The 17,528-nt window shown below is 49.6% G+C and carries 15 protein-coding genes; 4 read left to right on the top strand and 11 right to left on the bottom strand.

Features of this window, described 5'->3' with window-relative positions; genetic code table 11:
* The first annotated feature begins 97 nt into the window (after positions 1–97).
* The gene (locus ACWHYD_RS18370) at positions 98–2,158 is read left to right on the top strand and encodes a PAS domain S-box protein (RefSeq protein WP_447963462.1); all 2,061 of its coding nucleotides are present in this window, start codon (positions 98–100) and stop codon (positions 2,156–2,158) included.
* A gap of 226 nt (positions 2,159–2,384) precedes the next feature.
* Here the strand turns inward: ACWHYD_RS18370 and ACWHYD_RS18365 are convergent, their stop codons facing one another.
* The 3 genes from ACWHYD_RS18365 to hflK form a co-directional block, all read right to left on the bottom strand.
* Complete coding sequence (locus ACWHYD_RS18365) at positions 2,385–3,050, bottom strand: pentapeptide repeat-containing protein (RefSeq protein WP_447963461.1); 666 nt, start codon at positions 3,048–3,050, stop codon at positions 2,385–2,387.
* Positions 3,051–3,116: 66 nt separating this feature from the next.
* Positions 3,117–3,974: a protease modulator HflC gene (hflC, locus tag ACWHYD_RS18360; protein WP_447963460.1), complete on the bottom strand. Its 858-nt coding sequence runs from the start codon at positions 3,972–3,974 to the stop codon at positions 3,117–3,119.
* Positions 3,971–5,011: an FtsH protease activity modulator HflK gene (gene hflK / locus ACWHYD_RS18355; RefSeq protein WP_447963459.1), complete on the bottom strand. Its 1,041-nt coding sequence runs from the start codon at positions 5,009–5,011 to the stop codon at positions 3,971–3,973. The genes hflC and hflK overlap by 4 nt, the downstream gene beginning before the upstream one ends.
* A gap of 757 nt (positions 5,012–5,768) precedes the next feature.
* Between hflK and ACWHYD_RS18350 the strand changes: the two genes are divergently transcribed.
* From ACWHYD_RS18350 to ACWHYD_RS18340, 3 genes are all read left to right on the top strand, one after another.
* Positions 5,769–6,371: a pseudouridine synthase gene (locus ACWHYD_RS18350; protein ID WP_447963458.1), complete on the top strand. Its 603-nt coding sequence runs from the start codon at positions 5,769–5,771 to the stop codon at positions 6,369–6,371.
* Between the two features lie 487 nt (positions 6,372–6,858).
* Positions 6,859–9,000 carry a V-type H(+)-translocating pyrophosphatase gene (locus tag ACWHYD_RS18345; protein WP_447963457.1) on the top strand — a complete coding sequence of 714 codons (2,142 nt, stop codon included), beginning with the start codon at positions 6,859–6,861 and terminating at the stop codon, positions 8,998–9,000.
* Between the two features lie 535 nt (positions 9,001–9,535).
* Positions 9,536–10,363, top strand: a complete 828-nt coding sequence (locus tag ACWHYD_RS18340) for a sensor histidine kinase (protein WP_447963456.1) — start codon at positions 9,536–9,538, stop codon at positions 10,361–10,363.
* A gap of 248 nt (positions 10,364–10,611) precedes the next feature.
* On the opposite strand, the gene ACWHYD_RS18335 is transcribed toward ACWHYD_RS18340, so the two are convergent.
* From ACWHYD_RS18335 to trmFO, 8 genes are all read right to left on the bottom strand, one after another.
* Positions 10,612–10,779 (bottom strand): hypothetical protein, encoded by a 168-nt coding sequence (locus ACWHYD_RS18335; protein WP_447963455.1) that lies wholly within the window; start codon positions 10,777–10,779, stop codon positions 10,612–10,614.
* Positions 10,780–10,963: 184 nt separating this feature from the next.
* Positions 10,964–11,431 (bottom strand): helix-turn-helix domain-containing protein, encoded by a 468-nt coding sequence (locus tag ACWHYD_RS18330; protein ID WP_447963454.1) that lies wholly within the window; start codon positions 11,429–11,431, stop codon positions 10,964–10,966.
* A gap of 190 nt (positions 11,432–11,621) precedes the next feature.
* Entirely contained in the window at positions 11,622–12,275 is a 654-nt protein-coding gene (locus ACWHYD_RS18325) for an isochorismatase family protein (protein ID WP_447963453.1), read from the bottom strand.
* 5 nt (positions 12,276–12,280) lie between these two features.
* Positions 12,281–13,174: an acetylglutamate kinase gene (gene argB / locus ACWHYD_RS18320; RefSeq protein ID WP_447963452.1), complete on the bottom strand. Its 894-nt coding sequence runs from the start codon at positions 13,172–13,174 to the stop codon at positions 12,281–12,283.
* Between the two features lie 82 nt (positions 13,175–13,256).
* Complete coding sequence (hslU, locus tag ACWHYD_RS18315; RefSeq protein ID WP_447963451.1) at positions 13,257–14,660, bottom strand: ATP-dependent protease ATPase subunit HslU; 1,404 nt, start codon at positions 14,658–14,660, stop codon at positions 13,257–13,259.
* A 3-nt stretch (positions 14,661–14,663) separates the two neighbouring features.
* The gene (hslV, locus tag ACWHYD_RS18310; RefSeq protein ID WP_447963450.1) at positions 14,664–15,200 is read right to left on the bottom strand and encodes an ATP-dependent protease subunit HslV; all 537 of its coding nucleotides are present in this window, start codon (positions 15,198–15,200) and stop codon (positions 14,664–14,666) included.
* Positions 15,197–16,144 carry a tyrosine recombinase XerC gene (locus tag ACWHYD_RS18305; protein WP_447963449.1) on the bottom strand — a complete coding sequence of 316 codons (948 nt, stop codon included), beginning with the start codon at positions 16,142–16,144 and terminating at the stop codon, positions 15,197–15,199. The genes hslV and ACWHYD_RS18305 overlap by 4 nt, the downstream gene beginning before the upstream one ends.
* Complete coding sequence (trmFO, locus tag ACWHYD_RS18300; protein ID WP_447963448.1) at positions 16,144–17,460, bottom strand: methylenetetrahydrofolate--tRNA-(uracil(54)-C(5))-methyltransferase (FADH(2)-oxidizing) TrmFO; 1,317 nt, start codon at positions 17,458–17,460, stop codon at positions 16,144–16,146. Before trmFO ends, ACWHYD_RS18305 begins: the two co-directional genes overlap by 1 nt.
* Positions 17,461–17,528: the final 68 nt, after the last annotated feature.

Raw genomic sequence — 17,528 nt, 5'->3', positions numbered from 1 at the left:
TCGAAAGTAATGAATGAAAGATACTCAAGTGAAAGAAAACAAAATTAGCGCAACCCTCTCCCATTCGTTAAAGGGCAGAGCTTCCGGAAATCCATCAATGAAATTGACTCAAAAGTTGACGGCCAGTGAAGAGCGATTTCAATCTGTTGTACAGACCGCCACGGATGCCATTATTTTGTGGGATGAGCACGGAACCATCCTGTGTTGGAATAAGGGTGCCCACACTATGTTTGGTTATGCAGCCGAGGAAATTGTAGGCAAGTCCCTTATCCTGATCATGCCTGCCCGGTACCATGAAGCTCATCACTATGGGATGGAGCGTGTGGGAATTGAAGGAGAGGGTCAGACCATCGTGAAGACTGTGGAATTGCATGGATTGAGAAAGAACGGGGAGGAATTTCCTATTGAGATGGCTCCTTCAAAATCCATCCTACGCGAGGAGATATTTTATTGCGGCATTATCCGCGACATCTCGGATCGGAAACAGGCGGAGAGGGTGCTGGAGGAACGGAACCGTCTATTGGCCTTTGAGGTGGAGGTGGGGCAGGTCCTGAACTGTGACCAAACACTGAGCGTCCGCCTGCAGGGTTGCGCGGATTCGTTCATAAGTCATCTGGATGGGGCGTGGGCCGGCTTCTGGACCATGCATTCTTTGGAGGAAGGATTGGAGCTGCAGGCTAGTGCCGGTCTTTCCACTCGGTTCACCCGTTGGAACGATTCAGTGCCGTTTGGCCATTCTCAAATCGGTCAAATTGCGTTTGAAAAACGACCACATTTAACCAATGCAATTTTTAGGGATCCTGGTGTACCAGAACAGGCCAGGGCCATACGTGAGGGACTAATGGCCTTTGCTGGGTATCCGTTGCTGGTCAATCAGGAAGTGGTGGGGGTCATGGCGGTATTTTCCCGGCATTTCCTGACTAGTTTTACGTGGCACAGTCTTGGGTTAGTGGCTGACCGTATCGCCACAGCCATTGAACGTGAAAGAGTCATGGAAGCGCATCAGGATCTCGCAAGGCACTATGCACGAATCCTCGCCGCTTCGGGAGAGGGGATCTATGAATTGGATAGAGAAGGCAAAACCACTTTTGTGAATCCGGCCGGGGCTCTTATGCTGGGATATACGGTCGAAGAATTAATTGGCGAGCCGATGCACGAGCTGATACATCATACGAAACCCGATGGGTCACGCTATCCCAGAGAAGCCTGTCCTATTTATGCCGCGCTCAAGGAGGGAAGGGTTTATCATGATGATACAGAGGGGCTCTGGCGCAAAAATGGGACCTCTTTTCCCGTTGATTACTACATTTCCCCGATCCGTGAAAATGGAATTTTGATTGGGGCTGTAGTGACGTTCAAAGATATCAGCGAGCGGGTACGAATGATTGCAGAATTAGTGGAAGAGACAAAGCTTGCTGGGGTGACGGTGATGCTTGGGGATATTGCCCACGATATTAAGAATATGCTCATGCCGGTGCTGAATGGCGCCAAATTGTTAGACGACGATCTTCAAGAATTATTTGCGAAGTTGCCTGACGTTACTCCGAAGGAATTGTCGGCCTCAAGAAAATTTTCCAGGGAGGCGGTCGACATGATCGTGAAGAATGCCCGTCGGATTCAAGGTCGCATGCGGGAGATTGCCGATACGGTCAAAGGTATATCCAGCCCGCTACGGTTTGCCCCATGCCAGATAGCAGAAGTGGTCGAAGGTGTCTTTGGCATCCTTCGGTTCTATGCCACCGAGATGAAGGTTTCCCTGCATACGCAAGGTCTTGACGTCCTTCCGCCCATTCAGGCGGATGAGAACCGTTTGTTCAACGCCCTCTACAATCTGGTAAATAATGCAATTCCGGAAACCCCTGCCGGTGGATCAGTCACCATTGGTGGGTCAGTAGGGTTAGATGGAAGAACGGTGGTGTTAACGGTCGCAGATACGGGTGGGGGAATGCCCCCTGAAATCCGTGACAAATTATTTACTAAAGAAGCGATTAGCGGTAAAGCCGGGGGAACCGGATTGGGGACTAAGATCGTCAAGGATGTGGTTGATGCTCATTCAGGAACGGTCAGCGTACATAGTGAACCACGAAAAGGCACCATCTTCACCATCCAATTGCCAATTACTCCACAGATTTCGAAACCAGAAGGAATTCTTCCCTAGCGGGATTCTTGAATCAGGAGAACGGTCGTTCAAACGTGAGCTTGGTCCATTATTATACTTACCTGCGAATCTGTACCTTTCGCATGCAAACGTGACAACCGTCTTGCTGAACAAGACCATTTCGAATGCTTACCGACTTGCATCGATACGTCCAATAATGTCATGGACAAAACTCGTAAATTATTCGTTCCAAAGGAATAAAATTAAAATGGCTTGGAGCTATTTTCTATAGGTCAACTGGTTTTTCGAAAAGGTGAGAATGACCTTGCAGAAGGGTTTCTTTTAGGTCCGGATCAAGGATGGTTTGATACAGAGATTTGGCTTTGGCGAGCAGATCAATGGAGACATGAGTGGCGCCTTGGAGATTGGCTTCCTGTAAGTTCGTCCCGGTCAGGGATGTATCCTGAAGTGAAGCCCCTTCCAGATTAGCCTGTATGAGTTGAGCCTCACGCAAATCTGTTAAGTGGAGCTTGGCTTTGGCCAGATTGGCACGGGCAAGATTTCCCCATGGAATCGAAGCACGTGTAAGGGTGGCTCCCTCAAGATTCGCGCCCTCCAGGTTGCAGGCAATGAGCCCGGTTCCGGACAAATCAATCCTGGTCATGGTGGCATGTGAGAGATTAGCCTTGATCAGATTGGCTTCCTGGACATCGGCTTCGGTGAAGTTCACGCCTGTAAGGTTGGCTTCTGTTAAATTTGCATGAAAGAGATAGGAGTCTGAGAGGTCGGCACCTTCCAGATTGGCCTGGGCTAAATCGAGCCCGGTAAAGTCATAGCCGGAAAGATCGGCTCCGCTCAGATCGGGTTGAATCGCCTGGCTTGTCCGTCGAAATTTGTTCCATTCCCCGACCCCTCCCTTGATGAGGCGTTCAACATGTTCAGGATTGGCCATGGGGAGAGTGTCGGGAATGAACGACGAACCGGATCGCCTGGCTGAAGGTGGTGTGGTTCTGGTTGTTTACCGTTTTTTGAGGTACTTGAGGAATTCCGAATCCGGAGAGAGTACCAACGTGGTATTGGTCGCAAATGTTTTCTTATAGGCTTCCATGGTTCGGATGAATTCAAAAAATTCGGGACCTTGTTGATAGGCGGTCGCATAGATTTTGTAGGCTTTGGCCTCACCGTCTCCACGAAGTTCCTGTGCGGTCTTATAGGCCTCGGCTAGAATGATTTGTTTGTCTTTCTCGGCTTCGGAGCGAATCTTTTGGGCTTCTTCCTCCCCCTCTGCTCGATATTGCTTGGCCTGACGTTCCCGTTCGGCTTGCATTCGTTGGAAAATCGCTTTTTCATTTTGCTCAGGCAGGTCGGCTCGCTTAATGCGCACATCCAGGACCTCAAGGCCGTAGGTCGAGGCTTTTTCGTTGGAACGATCTGACACGACCTTCATGATCAATGCACGGTTTGCGGAAACGATTTCCGTGAGTTCATGCCGGCCCAACTCAACACGCAATTCCGAGTAAATGATATCGTCCAGGCGCTGGAGGGCTCCTCGTTGTGTCTGAAATGCCTGATAGACTTTTAAGGGATCCACTATGCGCCATTTGGCGAAATTGTCGATCACCATAGACTTCTTGTCACTGGTAATGACATCTCGTACGGGAGCGTCATAGTCCAAATAGCGCTTATCAAAAAAGGTGACTTGATGATAAAAGGGAATTTTAAACTTCAACCCTGGTTCCGTGATGGTTTGGACAGGTTTTCCTAATGCGACCACAATAGCCGTTTCGGTTAAGTCGACCACAAAAAATGGAGATAGCCCTAAGACCAAAAGCAGTCCAAAAACTAAGATGACACCCATGAGGAGATTTTGTTTCATCGGTTGTCCCCTCCTTGCGTGGTTGTTTCTCCGCGCGAGCGGGATTGGCGGTCTAACGGAAGGAAGGGCAGAACGTTGCCGGCTGCCTTGGAATCCAGAATAATTTTTTCCGTGTTTGCCATGACTTCTTCCATCGTTTCAATGTAGACCCGTTTACTAATGACATCCTTGGCCAGTTTGTATTCTTTTAAAGTCTGGAGAAAGTAATTGGCTTCTCCCTCCGCACGTGCAATCCGTGACTGTGCGCTCCCTTTGGCCTGGTTGATGCCTTGAGCCGCTTCCCCTTTGGCTCTGGGGATGAGATCGTTTCGGTAGCCGTGAGACTGGTTAATGAGTTTTTCGCGGTCTTCCTTGGCGCTGGCGACATCTTTAAAAGCCGCGGCGACAGCATCCGGAGGATTCACATCCTGAAGTTGGATTGTGGCCACTTGTACGCCAGCCAGGTACTGGTCGAGGATGCCTTGAAGCAGGTCTTGAGCTTCCTGTTGAATTTGCGCTTTGCCGATCGTGAGCGCTTCATCAATCTTGCTTTTGCCGATGACTTCACGCATGGCCGCTTCAGCTGCATTGTGAATGGTGGCTTCCACATCCGCGACTTTATATAAATAATTTTTAGCTTCTTTGATTTTATATTGGACGATGAACTCGAGAGACAGAATATTCATGTCACCGGTCAACATGAGGGCTTCTCTGGGAACGAATTGGGTGCGTCCGCGGTCTTCGCGGAATCCCACCTCCACTCGATGGAGTTTTTCAACCTTGGGTGTGTCAACTGTTTCTACAAATGGAATCTTGAAATGTGGGCCGGATTCAACCTCGCGAACAATATCGCCAAACCGTTTCACCAGACCTTGCTCGTCCGGAGCCACAATAAACACTGATTGCCAGAGAGCTAGGACGGCTAAGACGATGTAAATGATTGATTTGAAACCCCGGCCGGGCACGAGTCGAGTGATTTGTTCTTGTGCTTTCCGGAGCGCTTCATCGAGGGGGTCTTGACCGCTTCCTCCCCACGGATCTTTAGGTTCCCATGCCATACGTTAGTCCTATGTTTGAGTTACAAGCGGGATGTGCGAGGTAATTACTGTAGTTACGTGAACCACGGTAACAGAAATTTTTGAGTGGGGCAATAAAAGATCAATGAATCCTGTTCCACACAGGCAGGGAGTGCCGTGTGGCAATTCCCTTTCTGCAATGGATTTGCTCTATTTGCTATTTTAGTAAATGGCCTAGTCAGGTATTTGGCCTTGGTCCAAGAAAGAAAAATTCTTATTCCTATGGGGAGCAAAAAATTGGAAAAATCCTTGGCGGAATTTTTCCCATGAGATTTGTGGAGAATGGAGGATGGATTGAAGGGTAAAAGACTTCCATCACGTAGTCGTCCTGAGGGAGTTTTCTACGGGCTCATAAATAGGTGATGTCGATTCAATCGCCGTAGAGAGCTTGGTGGTATGGCAACAAGGAAATAAGTTGTATTTTTTAGGAGGGATGTTTTTGACGACAGGGAGAAGATCTTAGTTGCCTGTTCGATGATTTGAGTGTTTTGGGGGTAGGCCGAGCTTTTTCAGGGCCTGTCGTTCCTACACTGGAGGGCCTGCCCCCTGGTCCTTACCAAGGGATTAAAATTGACGGAGTACAGGGAGGAATGTTTGTGGTAGACAGGGCGTTAGCTAAGGGAAAGTCTTGTGGGATCGCCCCAGTCTGATGTACTCGCTGGAATAATTGAGTAGGGCAGAGAAAATGTCCCTTGGGAAGTGTGGAGAGACGTTTTGTGATTGACCGACAGCGCTGACAATGAAATCAAAATTTCAAGCTAGGACATCCTCGCAATTACCTCATCGGCATTTGATGCTGCATAAGCCTTACGGGGTTCTGTCAAAATTTACCGATTCCGAAGGACGTCCGACGTTAGCCGACTATGTGAATGAGTTACGGGTGTATCCGGCCGGGCGATTGGATATGGATAGTGAAGGCCTGCTTCTGCTGACTTCCGATGGAGATCTGGCTCATCGTTTGACCTCGCCATTTCAGAAAGTTTCCAAAACCTATTTGGTGCAGGTGGAACGTATTCCAGATGAATCAGCCCTCGTGGAGCTTCGGGAAGGCGTCATGGTCAAAGGTAAGCGGACCCGGCCGGCTAAAGTTCAGCTTCTTCACGGTGAGCCGGACGTCTATCCTCGCCCCGTCCCCATTCGTTTTCGCAAATCCGTTCCCACGGTATGGTTGCGTATGGAAATTCAAGAAGGCATGAACAGGCAGATTCGGCATATGACTGCACAAGTCGGACACCCGTGTCTCAGAATCATTCGTGTCGCCATCGGGCCGATTCGGTTGGGCTCTCTTGCGCCTGGACAATGGAGGGAGCTGCGAACAGGAGAATTGCGCGGGTTGTCCTAGGGCTTTCTGAATCGAATGTGTGGACAGGAACAAGCCATTCGGATGAAATAATTAGCAGGAGCCGGAACAACCCTTATATTTGACCTTGATCAGGGTGTTGGTGTCGATAAAATAGGTATTAGGGTTTTTACCTTGAACATTGTTACGCAGACAGGTAAAATTCACCGCTCGTCATCAATGAACATGCGTTGATGGCCGACGGAATAGCGGCATGACACATTTTTGAATCAGGCCGATGTCATGATCGTGTCTGGTCGGTCAAGGACGGTCCCCCGCACGCTGTTTTGTCTCCCAGCTAGAACGACATAAGGAAGTTGATTCGAGAATGGAGCATTTCTCTGTGAACAAATGAAGGGTCGGTTCTTAGATTGTGACGTATGGTCTTAGCCCATAGCCGGAATTCACCGGTCCCATTCTGTCGTTTCTGTCGAGATGATGCTAATAATTTACTTCTGGTCACTTACATAAGAATGGAGATATTCCCACCATGTCGGTAACTATTATTCTGGCTCTGTCCGTTTTTGGATTAGCTATCGCGTATTACTATTCTTCATCGGTTTTAAAGATCCCCATTGATATGGGTGTCGAAGATCCGGAAACACGGAAGCGTCTGGCGAAAATCCATTCCGCTATTGCCACCGGGGCCATGGCGTTCCTGAAGCAAGAATACAAAATTATGGCCATTTTTATGGTGGTCTTTGCGGCAATCATTGCGGTGCTCATTGATGACCATCATACGGACTATGTGAATGAAGGGCTGTATACCGCTATTGCCTTTATCTTTGGCGCCATCATTTCGATTGCCTCCGGTTTTATCGGGATGAAGATTGCGACACAGGGCAATGTGCGGACGACGGTTTCTGCCAATCAATCTCTCTCCACCGCATTTAATGTCGCGCTGCATTCCGGAGCTGTGATGGGTTTTGCGTTGGTCGGCTTAGCGGCTTTAGGACTGTTAATTATCTATCTTGGACTCAAAAGTATCATGCCGGATCAACTCCCGACGCACATTCTGATGGAGGTGATTGCCGGCTTCGGCCTCGGAGGATCGTCCATCGCGTTATTTGCGCGGGTGGGTGGAGGAATATTCACAAAAGCCGCTGATGTCGGGGCCGATTTGGTCGGAAAAGTTGAAGCGGGGATTCCGGAAGATGATCCGCGTAATCCTGCGGTGATTGCCGATAACGTAGGCGATAACGTGGGTGACGTGGCCGGAATGGGGGCCGACCTATTTGGTTCCTGCGCGGAAAGTACCTGCGCCGCCATGGTGATTAGTGCGGTCGCCTTTTCCGGGATGGTGGATGCGTTGTTGTATCCAATCCTTATTTCTGCCATCGGCATCCCAGTGAGTCTTCTCACTCTGTTGATGGTCAAGGTCACTTCCGAGGACCAGGTTGGCCCGGCCCTGAAAAAGATGCTGATCATCTCCAGTGCGCTGATGGCGGTGGTGATGTTGTTTGTGACCAAGGCCATGCTCCCGGATACTTTTGAAATTAATGGGCAGGCGTATACGGATCTAGGGGTGTATTTTTGCTTCCTGACAGGTCTTATTGCCGGGCTTGCCGTGGGATTAATGACTGAGTACTACACTTCCCATGACTATAAGCCTGTGCGGGAAGTGGCGAAATCATGTGAAACGGGTGCGGCCACCAATATCATTTTTGGACTGGCTCTCGGCTATCAGAGTGCCGTGGGCCCTTATCTCGCCATTGGTCTCGCCATCTATATCCCGTGGATGTTAGCCGGCATGTATGGGGTGGCCATTGCCTCTCTTGGTATGTTGGGAACACTGGTGATTGCACTCACGATCGATGCCTATGGACCGGTTTCTGATAATGCTGGCGGTATCGCTGAAATGGCCGGTATGCCGGAACATGTCCGTAAACGGACGGATGTGTTGGATGCTGCCGGAAATACGACTGCCGCCATTGGGAAGGGCTTTGCCATCGGAGCGGCTATTTTGACGTCATTGGCCCTGTTCGCCGCGTTCCTCACCAGGGCGGACTTGCTGCTCAAGGAACAACATGGGCAGGATTTTGATCTGTTAGGCAGTATTAATTTGCTGGATCCCCTGGTGTTTACCGGGCTGTTTATCGGAGCCGTGTTGCCCGCCTATTTTTCCGCCATGACGATGAAGTCGGTGGGATCGGCGGCTTATAAGATGATTGAGGAAGTCCGACGTCAGTTCCGCACCATTCCCGGCCTCATGGAAGGGAAAGCCGAGGCGGATTATGAACAATGTGTCGCTATTTCAACTCAAGCGGCTTTAAAAGAAATGATTGCACCGGGCATTCTGATTATGGGAACACCCCTGATCACTGGATTCCTGTTTGGCATTCAAGCGGTGGCTGGGGTGCTTGCCGGTTCCCTTGTCGCCGGGGGCGTCATCGCCATCTCCTCATCAAATAGTGGTGGTGCTTGGGATAATGCGAAGAAATTTATTGAGGCAGGAAATCTTGGCGGGAAGGGTACCGATACCCATAAGGCCGCAGTTGTTGGTGATACCGTTGGTGATCCCCTTAAAGATACCTCAGGGCCGTCGTTGAATATCCTGATCAAACTTTCAGCTATTTTGTCACTGGTGTTTGTGCCATTTTTCGTCCAGTACGGCGGGCTATTGATAAAGTAATTTCTGCAGACTATAGGCGCCCAACAAGTCCTGAGCTTTCTTCTGATTGGTTGGGCCGAATTCCGTGTTCCATCGGATAATGGGTGCTACAGACGGTGTTTTCATTTTAAGTGATATAGCGAGACTGGTTAAAGCCTTATATGTGGTATTCATGCCTATCTTGATGTGGTATTTTTCATTATTCTATTCGGTGTGGAATTTTCATCTCTCTCTTTATCCTCCTTTTTTCTTCCTAGCTGTGGTTGGCCAAGCTGGTCATTTCATCGGTCATTCCCCTAATTTTTACCGGTCTTATTACAACAAAGATTGATGTTCTGAAGTTTTCACGGGCGGGATCGCCAGTTTGGTGAAATGAGAATAGCCATGAGGCGCTTGGGTTTTTCTCATTCATGGTTGTTCCGGTTCGCATCGATTTGATGGAATACGCATTCAGGGGGAGGGGGTGATCTCTCTCCATTGGTATGCGTTCTGCCTAATTCTGGTAGACAGGTTTCCTAATGAATCGAGATGGCTGCTTGAAAAGGGAGTACTTGGAATGGAATCACCCAACAATCTAGATGATTCTTTCTTTCAGAGAAAGAGAAGGTCTGAGGCCATTGCTTCCGCAGAAGTGGATTTGTTGTTGCGGGTGATCTCCCAAGATCTTTCTGCTCCAATGGCAACTATTCAGGATACCTGTCGGCAACTCACTATGGTGTGCAACCGGATGAATGAATCATTTGAGGAGGAAACCTCATTCGGTAATGCACGGGGTCCATTCGATCCTTTGGTCACAAAGGAAATCCCCGAGGCCGTTCAGCGTATCCGAGGTGAGGTGGATCATATGCGTTGCCTCACGTCGGGACTTCTCCAATTTATCCGGCTTGGGCAGATTGTCCTTCAGTGGGAGGGCCTGGACGTGAATCAACTTGTGATGGGAATCGTGACTTCCATGGAGAGGAAACTCAAAACCAAGGAAGTCGTGGTTCGTATTGAGGATCTTCCAGATTGTATGGGTGACGAGGTGTTGGTGAATCAGGTTTTTGCGAATCTGCTTGATAATGCGCAGAAATATCTCGATCCTGAACGTCCTGGAGAAATTATTATTTCCGGTAAAGCGATGCATGGATGGTCGGTCTATTCTGTTGGGGATAACGGGATCGGCCTTGCTGAAGAACATCATGCCCGAATTTTTGAGGCATTCTCGCATCCGGTCGTGGAGCCGGAAGGTCGTCAAGGGGTTGGTTTGGCCATTGTGCGCCGGATCATTGATCGGCATCAAGGAAATATTGAAGTCGAATCGACTCCGGGGCAAGGCTCGACCTTTCGGGTGTATTTTCCTCGAGCGATCATTGCCGAGGAGGGAGGAGGGAAAGAAGAATGAATCGAAGGAAATAAAAAGGTGTTATTCCCAATCGGGCCACTTGAACTTAACCATCTTCACTCGGTCAGCCACCTCCGGCAGAGGCCTTTGCTTGCTTGGCATGGTTTCATGAGGAAGTCGTCAGTCACTGGGTGCGGCTTAGATCTTCTTTTGGTATTCCGTGAATTGGACTGTTGAATATTGTAAAATTTCGCCGCTTCATCAGCTTGGGAGTCAACGAGGCTCATCAGAGAAAAATAGTGGAGTGTTCAAAAAGGCCCGTCCAGCAAGGCCGCAGCCGCTTGGACGAGCGGAGCGTACGGAGGAGTACGTGAGCACGGCCAATGGGCGAGAACACCGCTGGCGGCATTTTTCAACACTCCCTGAATCGACGCGTTTGTTGATGGGACGTAGGAGCCATTCTTCTTGTGGGCCATGACCTCTTGCATGGCAAAAAGGCTATCCGGCCTGAAGCTTGTGTGTGAATGCTGTAGTAAGGGGCGCCCCTTGCGGCAGTCGGGAAAGTTTGGAGACAGGCAGCAAGAAAGAAAAGGTCTTTGCTGGGAGTCGAACCCCGTATTTTGATTGTTGAGGACCGAAGTGACCCTCATCGAAAATTTCTTACCGATGGCGCCGCGATTGGTTCAAGCGCCGAAGGCGTGTTTGTTCTGTCTTGCTGGGTTTTTTAACCGGGCTGGTGTTCTTTTTGTTCTTCCAACCTAACCCTCGCAAAATCCGACTCACATGGTCTGGGTGATATTTCACTCCGAAATATCGCCGAATCATCCGGCCAATAAGACGACAGGTCCATTGATCAGTCCGCATCTTGGCAGCTCGTGGTCCTCGTTGGAGAATCTGGAGGAGATTTTGGCGTTGTTTGGGCGAAAGGCGCGATGGACGACCGGTATGAGGCTTGGAGTTCAAGGCATTTTTCCCGCCTTGTTCGAGTGCATCTTTCCATCGCTTAACAGAAGATGGCGCTGCCCCGATTGTGCGAGCAACCTCACGAATACCTCGCCCTTTGGCCAACAGTCTGGCGGCCATTCGGCGCCTGGCTTCTAGTTTTTCTGCACTACCCTTTGGTCTCATAAATCCACTTCTCGGATTTCTCAATGCGACTCTTGAGGGAATATGTGCATCTTCCCGTAAAAGACCAAAGGTGGGATGCCTGGAAAAAATTCCGGAAGGCGAGGATGTGATGACAGAAAAATTTCCCCAATTCAAAACGTGAGGAAAGTCAACCACATGCCTAACACAAAAGGAGTGGAGCAGATACTATTCAGAGAGAAGAAGCGGATATTCCCAAATCGCTGCTGTTCGCGAGGCACGCGCCTGCATCGGCCATTTCTTGTAGGGGATTCAGGGAATCTTTTTTTTGGGGAATGCCCCCCTTCGTGGCATCAGTGAGCAGGACGACTCGAAGCCCGCGTTGACAGCCATCGAGAACCGTGTGTTTGACGCAATGTTCGGTAGGTAAGCCCAGCACATACAATTTTTGAATGTTGAGATCTTCCAGTCGGTCGGCCAGACTTGTACCATCAAAGCCGGATTTCGAATCTTTCTTGGGATCGGTTCCTTTAGAAATGACCATCATTCCAGGAGGAAGGACTAAGTCTGAATGAAATTGAGCTCCACGTGACCCTTGAACTGCATGAGTCGGCCAAGGTCCCTGTTCTTCGATGAAGGAGCTGTGATTGGCCGGGTGCCAATCTCTGGTCGCCAGTATGGGCCAGCCTTGACGGCTGAAGTGCTTGATGTAGGCGTTGATGAGAGGGATGAGGCTATCTGCCTCGGGAACAGCCAGTGCGCCACCCGGAAAGAAGTCATTTTGTAGGTCGACTAAAAGGAGCGCGGAAAATTGATCGGGTTGGGGAACGGTCGAGGTTTGGATATGTGAGGAATCTGATGGGGAGACATGCTTGGAAAGTTTCATGTTCGTTATGCCAGAATTTCTGTCCCGATGCCTTTGTCGGTGAAAATTTCGAGTAACACCGCATGAGGCACGCGTCCATCAATAATGTGCGCCTTGCGGACGCCTCCCTGAAGCGCGGTTAAACAGGCATGAACTTTGGGGAGCATGCCTGCACTGATGACCTGTTTTTTGACCATTCGTTCCATGTCTTTTTTTGAGAGGGTGGAGACGTGCCGATTATTGGCATCACGAATGCCTTTGACATCGCTTAAGACCAGTAGTTTTTCGGCTTGAACCGCCGCAGCTACGCTGCCTGCTACCAGATCGGCATTGATATTTTGGGTTTTCCATTTGGCGTCCACTCCAATTGGCGCAATGACCGGAATGAAATTGGCCTCTTGAAGGGTATGGAGCAATGCGGTCTCGACATGACTGACTTGGCCGACGAGGCCGTAGTCTTCAGGGTGCAACACGTCGGTCGATCCGCTGTAGGTGTGAATAAGACTCTTGGGATTAAATGGTTTCGTGGTCAGGAGGCGACCATCTTTTCCGGTGAGTCCTACAGCTTTGGCGCCATGCTGGTTCAATAATGAGACGATTTCCTTGTTGATTTTTCCACCCAGGACCATTTCAACCACGTCCATGGTTGGCTGATCCGTGACCCGAACGCCATGCAGAAATTTTGCTTCAATGCCGAATTTATCCAGCATCTCGTTAATTTGTGGCCCACCGCCATGAACGATGATCGGTTGCAATCCGACATATTTTAATAAGACGACATCTTCGGCGAATCCTTCCTTGAGTTCTTCATGGACCATGGCGCTTCCACCGTATTTGATGACCACGGTTTTTCCGGCCAATGTCCGAATATAGGGAAGCGCTTCAATCAGAATGTCGGCTTTTTTAATCAGTTTGATCATGCAACCTACTCATGGGTACAGGGGTTGGGAAAGATGGTGGAGGTTAAAAGGACATATGATCATAGTAGCAGAAGGGATAATTTTAAAGTATGAACCGGCTGAGATCTTCGTCCTTCACGATGCTTTGCAGGTGGTCTCGAACATACTGCGCGTTGATGACGACCTCTTTTTTCTGAAGATCCTGCGCTTCAAACGAGACATCTTCCAATAACCGTTCCACGATGGTGAAGAGCCGACGTGCTCCGATGTTTTCGGTTCGGTCATTCACCTGCACAGCAGTGGCTGCAATTTCCTCGATCCCGTCTTTAGTGAATTCCAACGCGATGCCTTCTGTGCTTAGCAATGCGTGATATTGTTTGACCAGGGCATTTCTGGGCTCGGTTAAAATTCGGATGAGATCATCCTTTGTGAGGGGCTCCAGTTCCACCCGGATGGGAAACCGACCTTGTAATTCCGGAATCAAGTCCGAGGGTTTGGCCACATGAAATGCTCCTGCGGCAATAAATAAAATATGATCGGTTTTGACCGGGCCGTGTTTAGTATTGACCGTCGATCCCTCCACGATCGGAAGCAGGTCCCGCTGGACTCCTTCCCGGGAAATGTCAGGGCCTGTGTTTTTCTCTCGCCCGGCTATTTTGTCAATCTCGTCCAGGAAGACGATACCCGATTGTTCCGTGCGGGTAATGGCCTCTTTGGTCACTTCCTCCATATCAATGAGTTTTTGCGCTTCTTCCTGGGCCATGAATTTCAGCGCTTCTGAGACTTTCATCCGACGATTTTTCTTTTTACCCGGCATCATGCCGCCGAGCATATCCCGAAGGTTGTGCTCAAGATCTTCCATCCCTCCGATATTGGAAATGATTCCAACCGGAAGTCCTCCTCGTTCCTTGATTTCTATTTCCACCATACGGTTATCCAGTTTGCCCTCGCGCAGCTGAAGGCGAAGTTTTGAGCGGGTGGATTCCTGTTGATCCTGTTTCTGTTGTGTGGGAGCCTCTGCTGACTCTTCAGTGGTCTCAAATGAAGGACTCGATGGCGAAGGCGGAAGGAGCATATCTAAGACGCGCTCTTCGGCCATGTCTTCAGCCTTCTTTTGGACTTTTTCCAGGTAAGCAGTTTTGACCATATTGATGGATAAATCTGTGAGATCACGAATCAGAGATTCCACGTCCCTGCCGACGTATCCCACCTCGGTAAATTTGGAGGCTTCCACTTTTATGAATGGCGCGTCTGCTAATTTTGAAACCCGTCGGGAAATTTCGGTTTTCCCGACACCTGTTGGGCCAATCATAATGATATTTTTCGGGACAATTTCATCACGGAGCTCCGGGCTGAGCTGTTGGCGTCGCCAGCGGTTCCGTAAGGCGATGGCGACCATGCGCTTGGCGTCCCGTTGTCCAATGACATAGCGGTCTAATTCCTCCACAATTTGGCGTGGAGTGAGGGAGTCCAAATTTTTGGGTGTTGGTGAAGTCTGTTGTTCCATACGTTATGACGATAACTCCTCAATGACAATGTGATGGTTGGTATAAATATCGATGCCGGCGGCGATTTGCATGCTTTGTTCGACAACCTGGGAGGGTAGCAGTTCAGTATGAGCCAGGAGAGCTCGAGCCGCCGATAAGGCATAGGGTCCTCCCGATCCAATGGCCAAAATTCCATCTTCCGGTTCGACCACATCACCCGTGCCGGTAATAATGAATGAATGCTCCCGGTCCGCCACGGCCAAAAGCGCTTCCAATCGTCGAAGGACCCGGTCGGTTCGCCAATCCTTCGCCAGCTCGACGGCGGCTCGAGTTAGATTTCCTCGGTATTCTTCCAGCTTCGTGTCGAATTTTTCAAATAGGGTAAATGCATCTGCTGTCGCTCCTGCAAAGCCGGTCAGGACCTGGTCTTGATGCATTTTCCGGAGTTTCCTGGCGTTACTTTTCATAATTGTGCTGCCGACGGTGACCTGGCCATCACAGCCCATAGCTACTGAAGCCCCCTTGCGGACGCACAAAATCGTAGTGGATCGAATCTTCATCGTTTGAGAAGGTCTCCTTCTGGGGGTATGGAGTGAGAAGAGCCGGATCGGGGATGGGCCCGGTCATAAACGGCCATGAGTTGGTCAGTTGCCACATGGGTGTATTTTTGGGTTGTGGCGAGCGAAGCATGCCCCAAGAGTTCCTGGATGGCTCGCAGGTCCGCGCCCTCATCGAGGAGATGGGTGGCAAAGGAATGGCGCAAGGTGTGGGGAGTAACGGTCTTATTGAAACGGTGTCCGGTCTCTTGCTTCATCATGCGTTCCACGCTTCGAGCGGTTAATCGTCCTCCTCGAGCATTAAGAAAAAGGGGTTGGGATCCTGGGCAGGGTACGAGTGGAGCTGATGTTCCGGTTGGTACAACCTTGTTCTTGTGGGGCAGATGACGTTGATATTCCAAGATGACCTCAGCCGCCACTGTGCCAATAGGCACCATCCGCTCTTTTTTCCCTTTCCCACGCAATCGGATCGATCTGGTTTCTAGATCCACATCTCCCCAATTTAATCCGACCAGTTCTGATACCCGGGCTCCGCTTGCATACAACGTTTCTAGAATGGCGTGGTTTCTCAACTCAATCCATCTCTGGGATGCTGATGCGTCTAACAGGGTATTGGCTTCGTCCTTGGTGAGGACAGTGGGAAGACGTGTTCCTTGTCGAGGTGAACGAACAGTCGATGCGGGATTACGGGGTATCCGTCCATCTTCAACTAAAAAACGAAAAAAGCTTTTGAGACATGCCAGTTTTCTGGCAAGTGAGGGTTTTTTTAACCCTTGATCGCTGAGGCTCTTGAGAAAGGATCGAATATGGAACGAGTCAATTGCACCAGGCTGTAAAAGGTCATTCACTGAAAGTGTGTGTCGAATGTGCGCCATGAATTGTTTGAGGTCGGACTGATAGCTTCGGCTTGTTTCAGGTGAAACTCCCCGTTCCAATTGAAGGTACATTACGAAAGCTCGGATTGCGTCATCCATGCTTTGAAATGGGAAGTAGCCCGTTCTTGGATGAGTTGTCGTTTTTTCTGTTTGTCTCGCACCGGTGTATCAAGTGGCGGGTATAGCCCAAAGTTGGAATTAATCGGTTGAAAGTGCTTTGGCTCACAGGTCGTAATGTAATGGAGAAGTGCTCCATGAGCGGTAGAGGGTGGTGGGGTGACCGGTGAACGGCCTGATAAGATGCGAGCGGCATTGATTCCGGCTATCCCTCCACTAGCTGCAGCCTCTACATAACCTTCTACTCCAACCAATTGTCCGGCAAAAAAGATGCGAGGCTGTTTTTTTACTTGCAAGGTGTTTTGTAAGAGGATGGGTGCATTGATATACGTATTTCGGTGGATGCTTCCACATCGTAAAAATTCTGCCTGTTCCAAGCCCGGGATCATTCTGAAGATTCTGCGTTGCTCCGGGTAGGTGAGTTTGGTCTGAAATCCTACCAGATTGTAGCAGGAGCCATATGCGTTTTCTGGACGTAATTGTAGCACAGCATAGGGTCGTTGGCCGGTTTTAGGATCAATTAATCCCACAGGTTTGAGGGGACCAAATAATAAGGTTTGCCGACCACGGTCGGCCATGACCTCAATTGGGAGACACCCTTCAAAATACGGCACGTTCTCGAAAGACTTTGGTTGGACGCGATCAGCTTCGATCAATGCATTATAAAAGGCGTTATAGGTTTCTTCGTCCATAGGACAATTCACGTAATCCGCCGTACCTTTTTCATATCGTGATGCCAGAAACGTCCGGTCTGTGTTGAGGGAATCGGCATCCACAATTGGTGAGATGGCGTCGAAGAAAAACAAATTTTTCGATTGGGTGAACTGGATGATTGCCTCAGACAGTTTCGGTGAGGTCAAGGGGCCGGTGGCAATTATGCACAGCGCATCCTCGGGAATTTCATGGATCTCTTCTCGAAGAATTTTGATATTCGGGTGTTCGGCTAATGCCTGGGTCACCTTGGAAGCAAATTGGTCTCTATCCACGGCTAATGCCGTCCCTGCCGGGATCCGCACCTCGTCGGCAATTCGGATGATCAAAGAGTTCAATTGGCGCATCTCTTCTTTCAACATACCCGGAGCGCTGAGAGGATCATTCGATCCCAAGGAATTTGAGCAGACGATTTCGGCTAGGTGATCGGTCTTATGCGCGGCTGTCTCTTCCTTGGGCCGCATTTCATACAGGGTCACTCTGGCTCCAGAGTTGGCCGCCTGCCAAGCCGCTTCTGATCCGGCTAAGCCGCCTCCGATAATGACGAGGTTTTTTCTCATAATTGTGTGAGAATAATAATTGAAAAAGTCGCTGAATAAGGTATTAAAGAATAAATTCTAAGAATCGC

Source organism: Nitrospira sp. Ecomares 2.1 (genome assembly GCF_965152585.1).
This window is presented reverse-complemented; position numbering and strand designations above follow the sequence as displayed.

What these genes read in the sequence shown, in the direction of transcription:
- trmFO (WP_447963448.1), bottom strand. Translation starts at nt 17,460, where the DNA reads ATGAGAAAAAACCTCGTCATTATCGGAGGCGGCTTAGCCGGATCAGAA.
- hslV (WP_447963450.1), bottom strand. Translation starts at nt 15,200, where the DNA reads ATGAAGATTCGATCCACTACGATTTTGTGCGTCCGCAAGGGGGCTTCA.
- ACWHYD_RS18345 (WP_447963457.1), top strand. Translation starts at nt 6,859, where the DNA reads ATGTCGGTAACTATTATTCTGGCTCTGTCCGTTTTTGGATTAGCTATC.
- argB (WP_447963452.1), bottom strand. Translation starts at nt 13,174, where the DNA reads ATGATCAAACTGATTAAAAAAGCCGACATTCTGATTGAAGCGCTTCCC.
- hslU (WP_447963451.1), bottom strand. Translation starts at nt 14,660, where the DNA reads ATGGAACAACAGACTTCACCAACACCCAAAAATTTGGACTCCCTCACT.
- ACWHYD_RS18350 (WP_447963458.1), top strand. Translation starts at nt 5,769, where the DNA reads ATGAAATCAAAATTTCAAGCTAGGACATCCTCGCAATTACCTCATCGG.
- ACWHYD_RS18325 (WP_447963453.1), bottom strand. Translation starts at nt 12,275, where the DNA reads ATGAAACTTTCCAAGCATGTCTCCCCATCAGATTCCTCACATATCCAA.
- ACWHYD_RS18305 (WP_447963449.1), bottom strand. Translation starts at nt 16,144, where the DNA reads ATGTACCTTCAATTGGAACGGGGAGTTTCACCTGAAACAAGCCGAAGC.
- ACWHYD_RS18335 (WP_447963455.1), bottom strand. Translation starts at nt 10,779, where the DNA reads ATGGCCCACAAGAAGAATGGCTCCTACGTCCCATCAACAAACGCGTCG.
- ACWHYD_RS18370 (WP_447963462.1), top strand. Translation starts at nt 98, where the DNA reads ATGAAATTGACTCAAAAGTTGACGGCCAGTGAAGAGCGATTTCAATCT.
- ACWHYD_RS18330 (WP_447963454.1), bottom strand. Translation starts at nt 11,431, where the DNA reads ATGAGACCAAAGGGTAGTGCAGAAAAACTAGAAGCCAGGCGCCGAATG.
- hflC (WP_447963460.1), bottom strand. Translation starts at nt 3,974, where the DNA reads ATGAAACAAAATCTCCTCATGGGTGTCATCTTAGTTTTTGGACTGCTT.
- ACWHYD_RS18365 (WP_447963461.1), bottom strand. Translation starts at nt 3,050, where the DNA reads ATGGCCAATCCTGAACATGTTGAACGCCTCATCAAGGGAGGGGTCGGG.
- ACWHYD_RS18340 (WP_447963456.1), top strand. Translation starts at nt 9,536, where the DNA reads ATGGAATCACCCAACAATCTAGATGATTCTTTCTTTCAGAGAAAGAGA.
- hflK (WP_447963459.1), bottom strand. Translation starts at nt 5,011, where the DNA reads ATGGCATGGGAACCTAAAGATCCGTGGGGAGGAAGCGGTCAAGACCCC.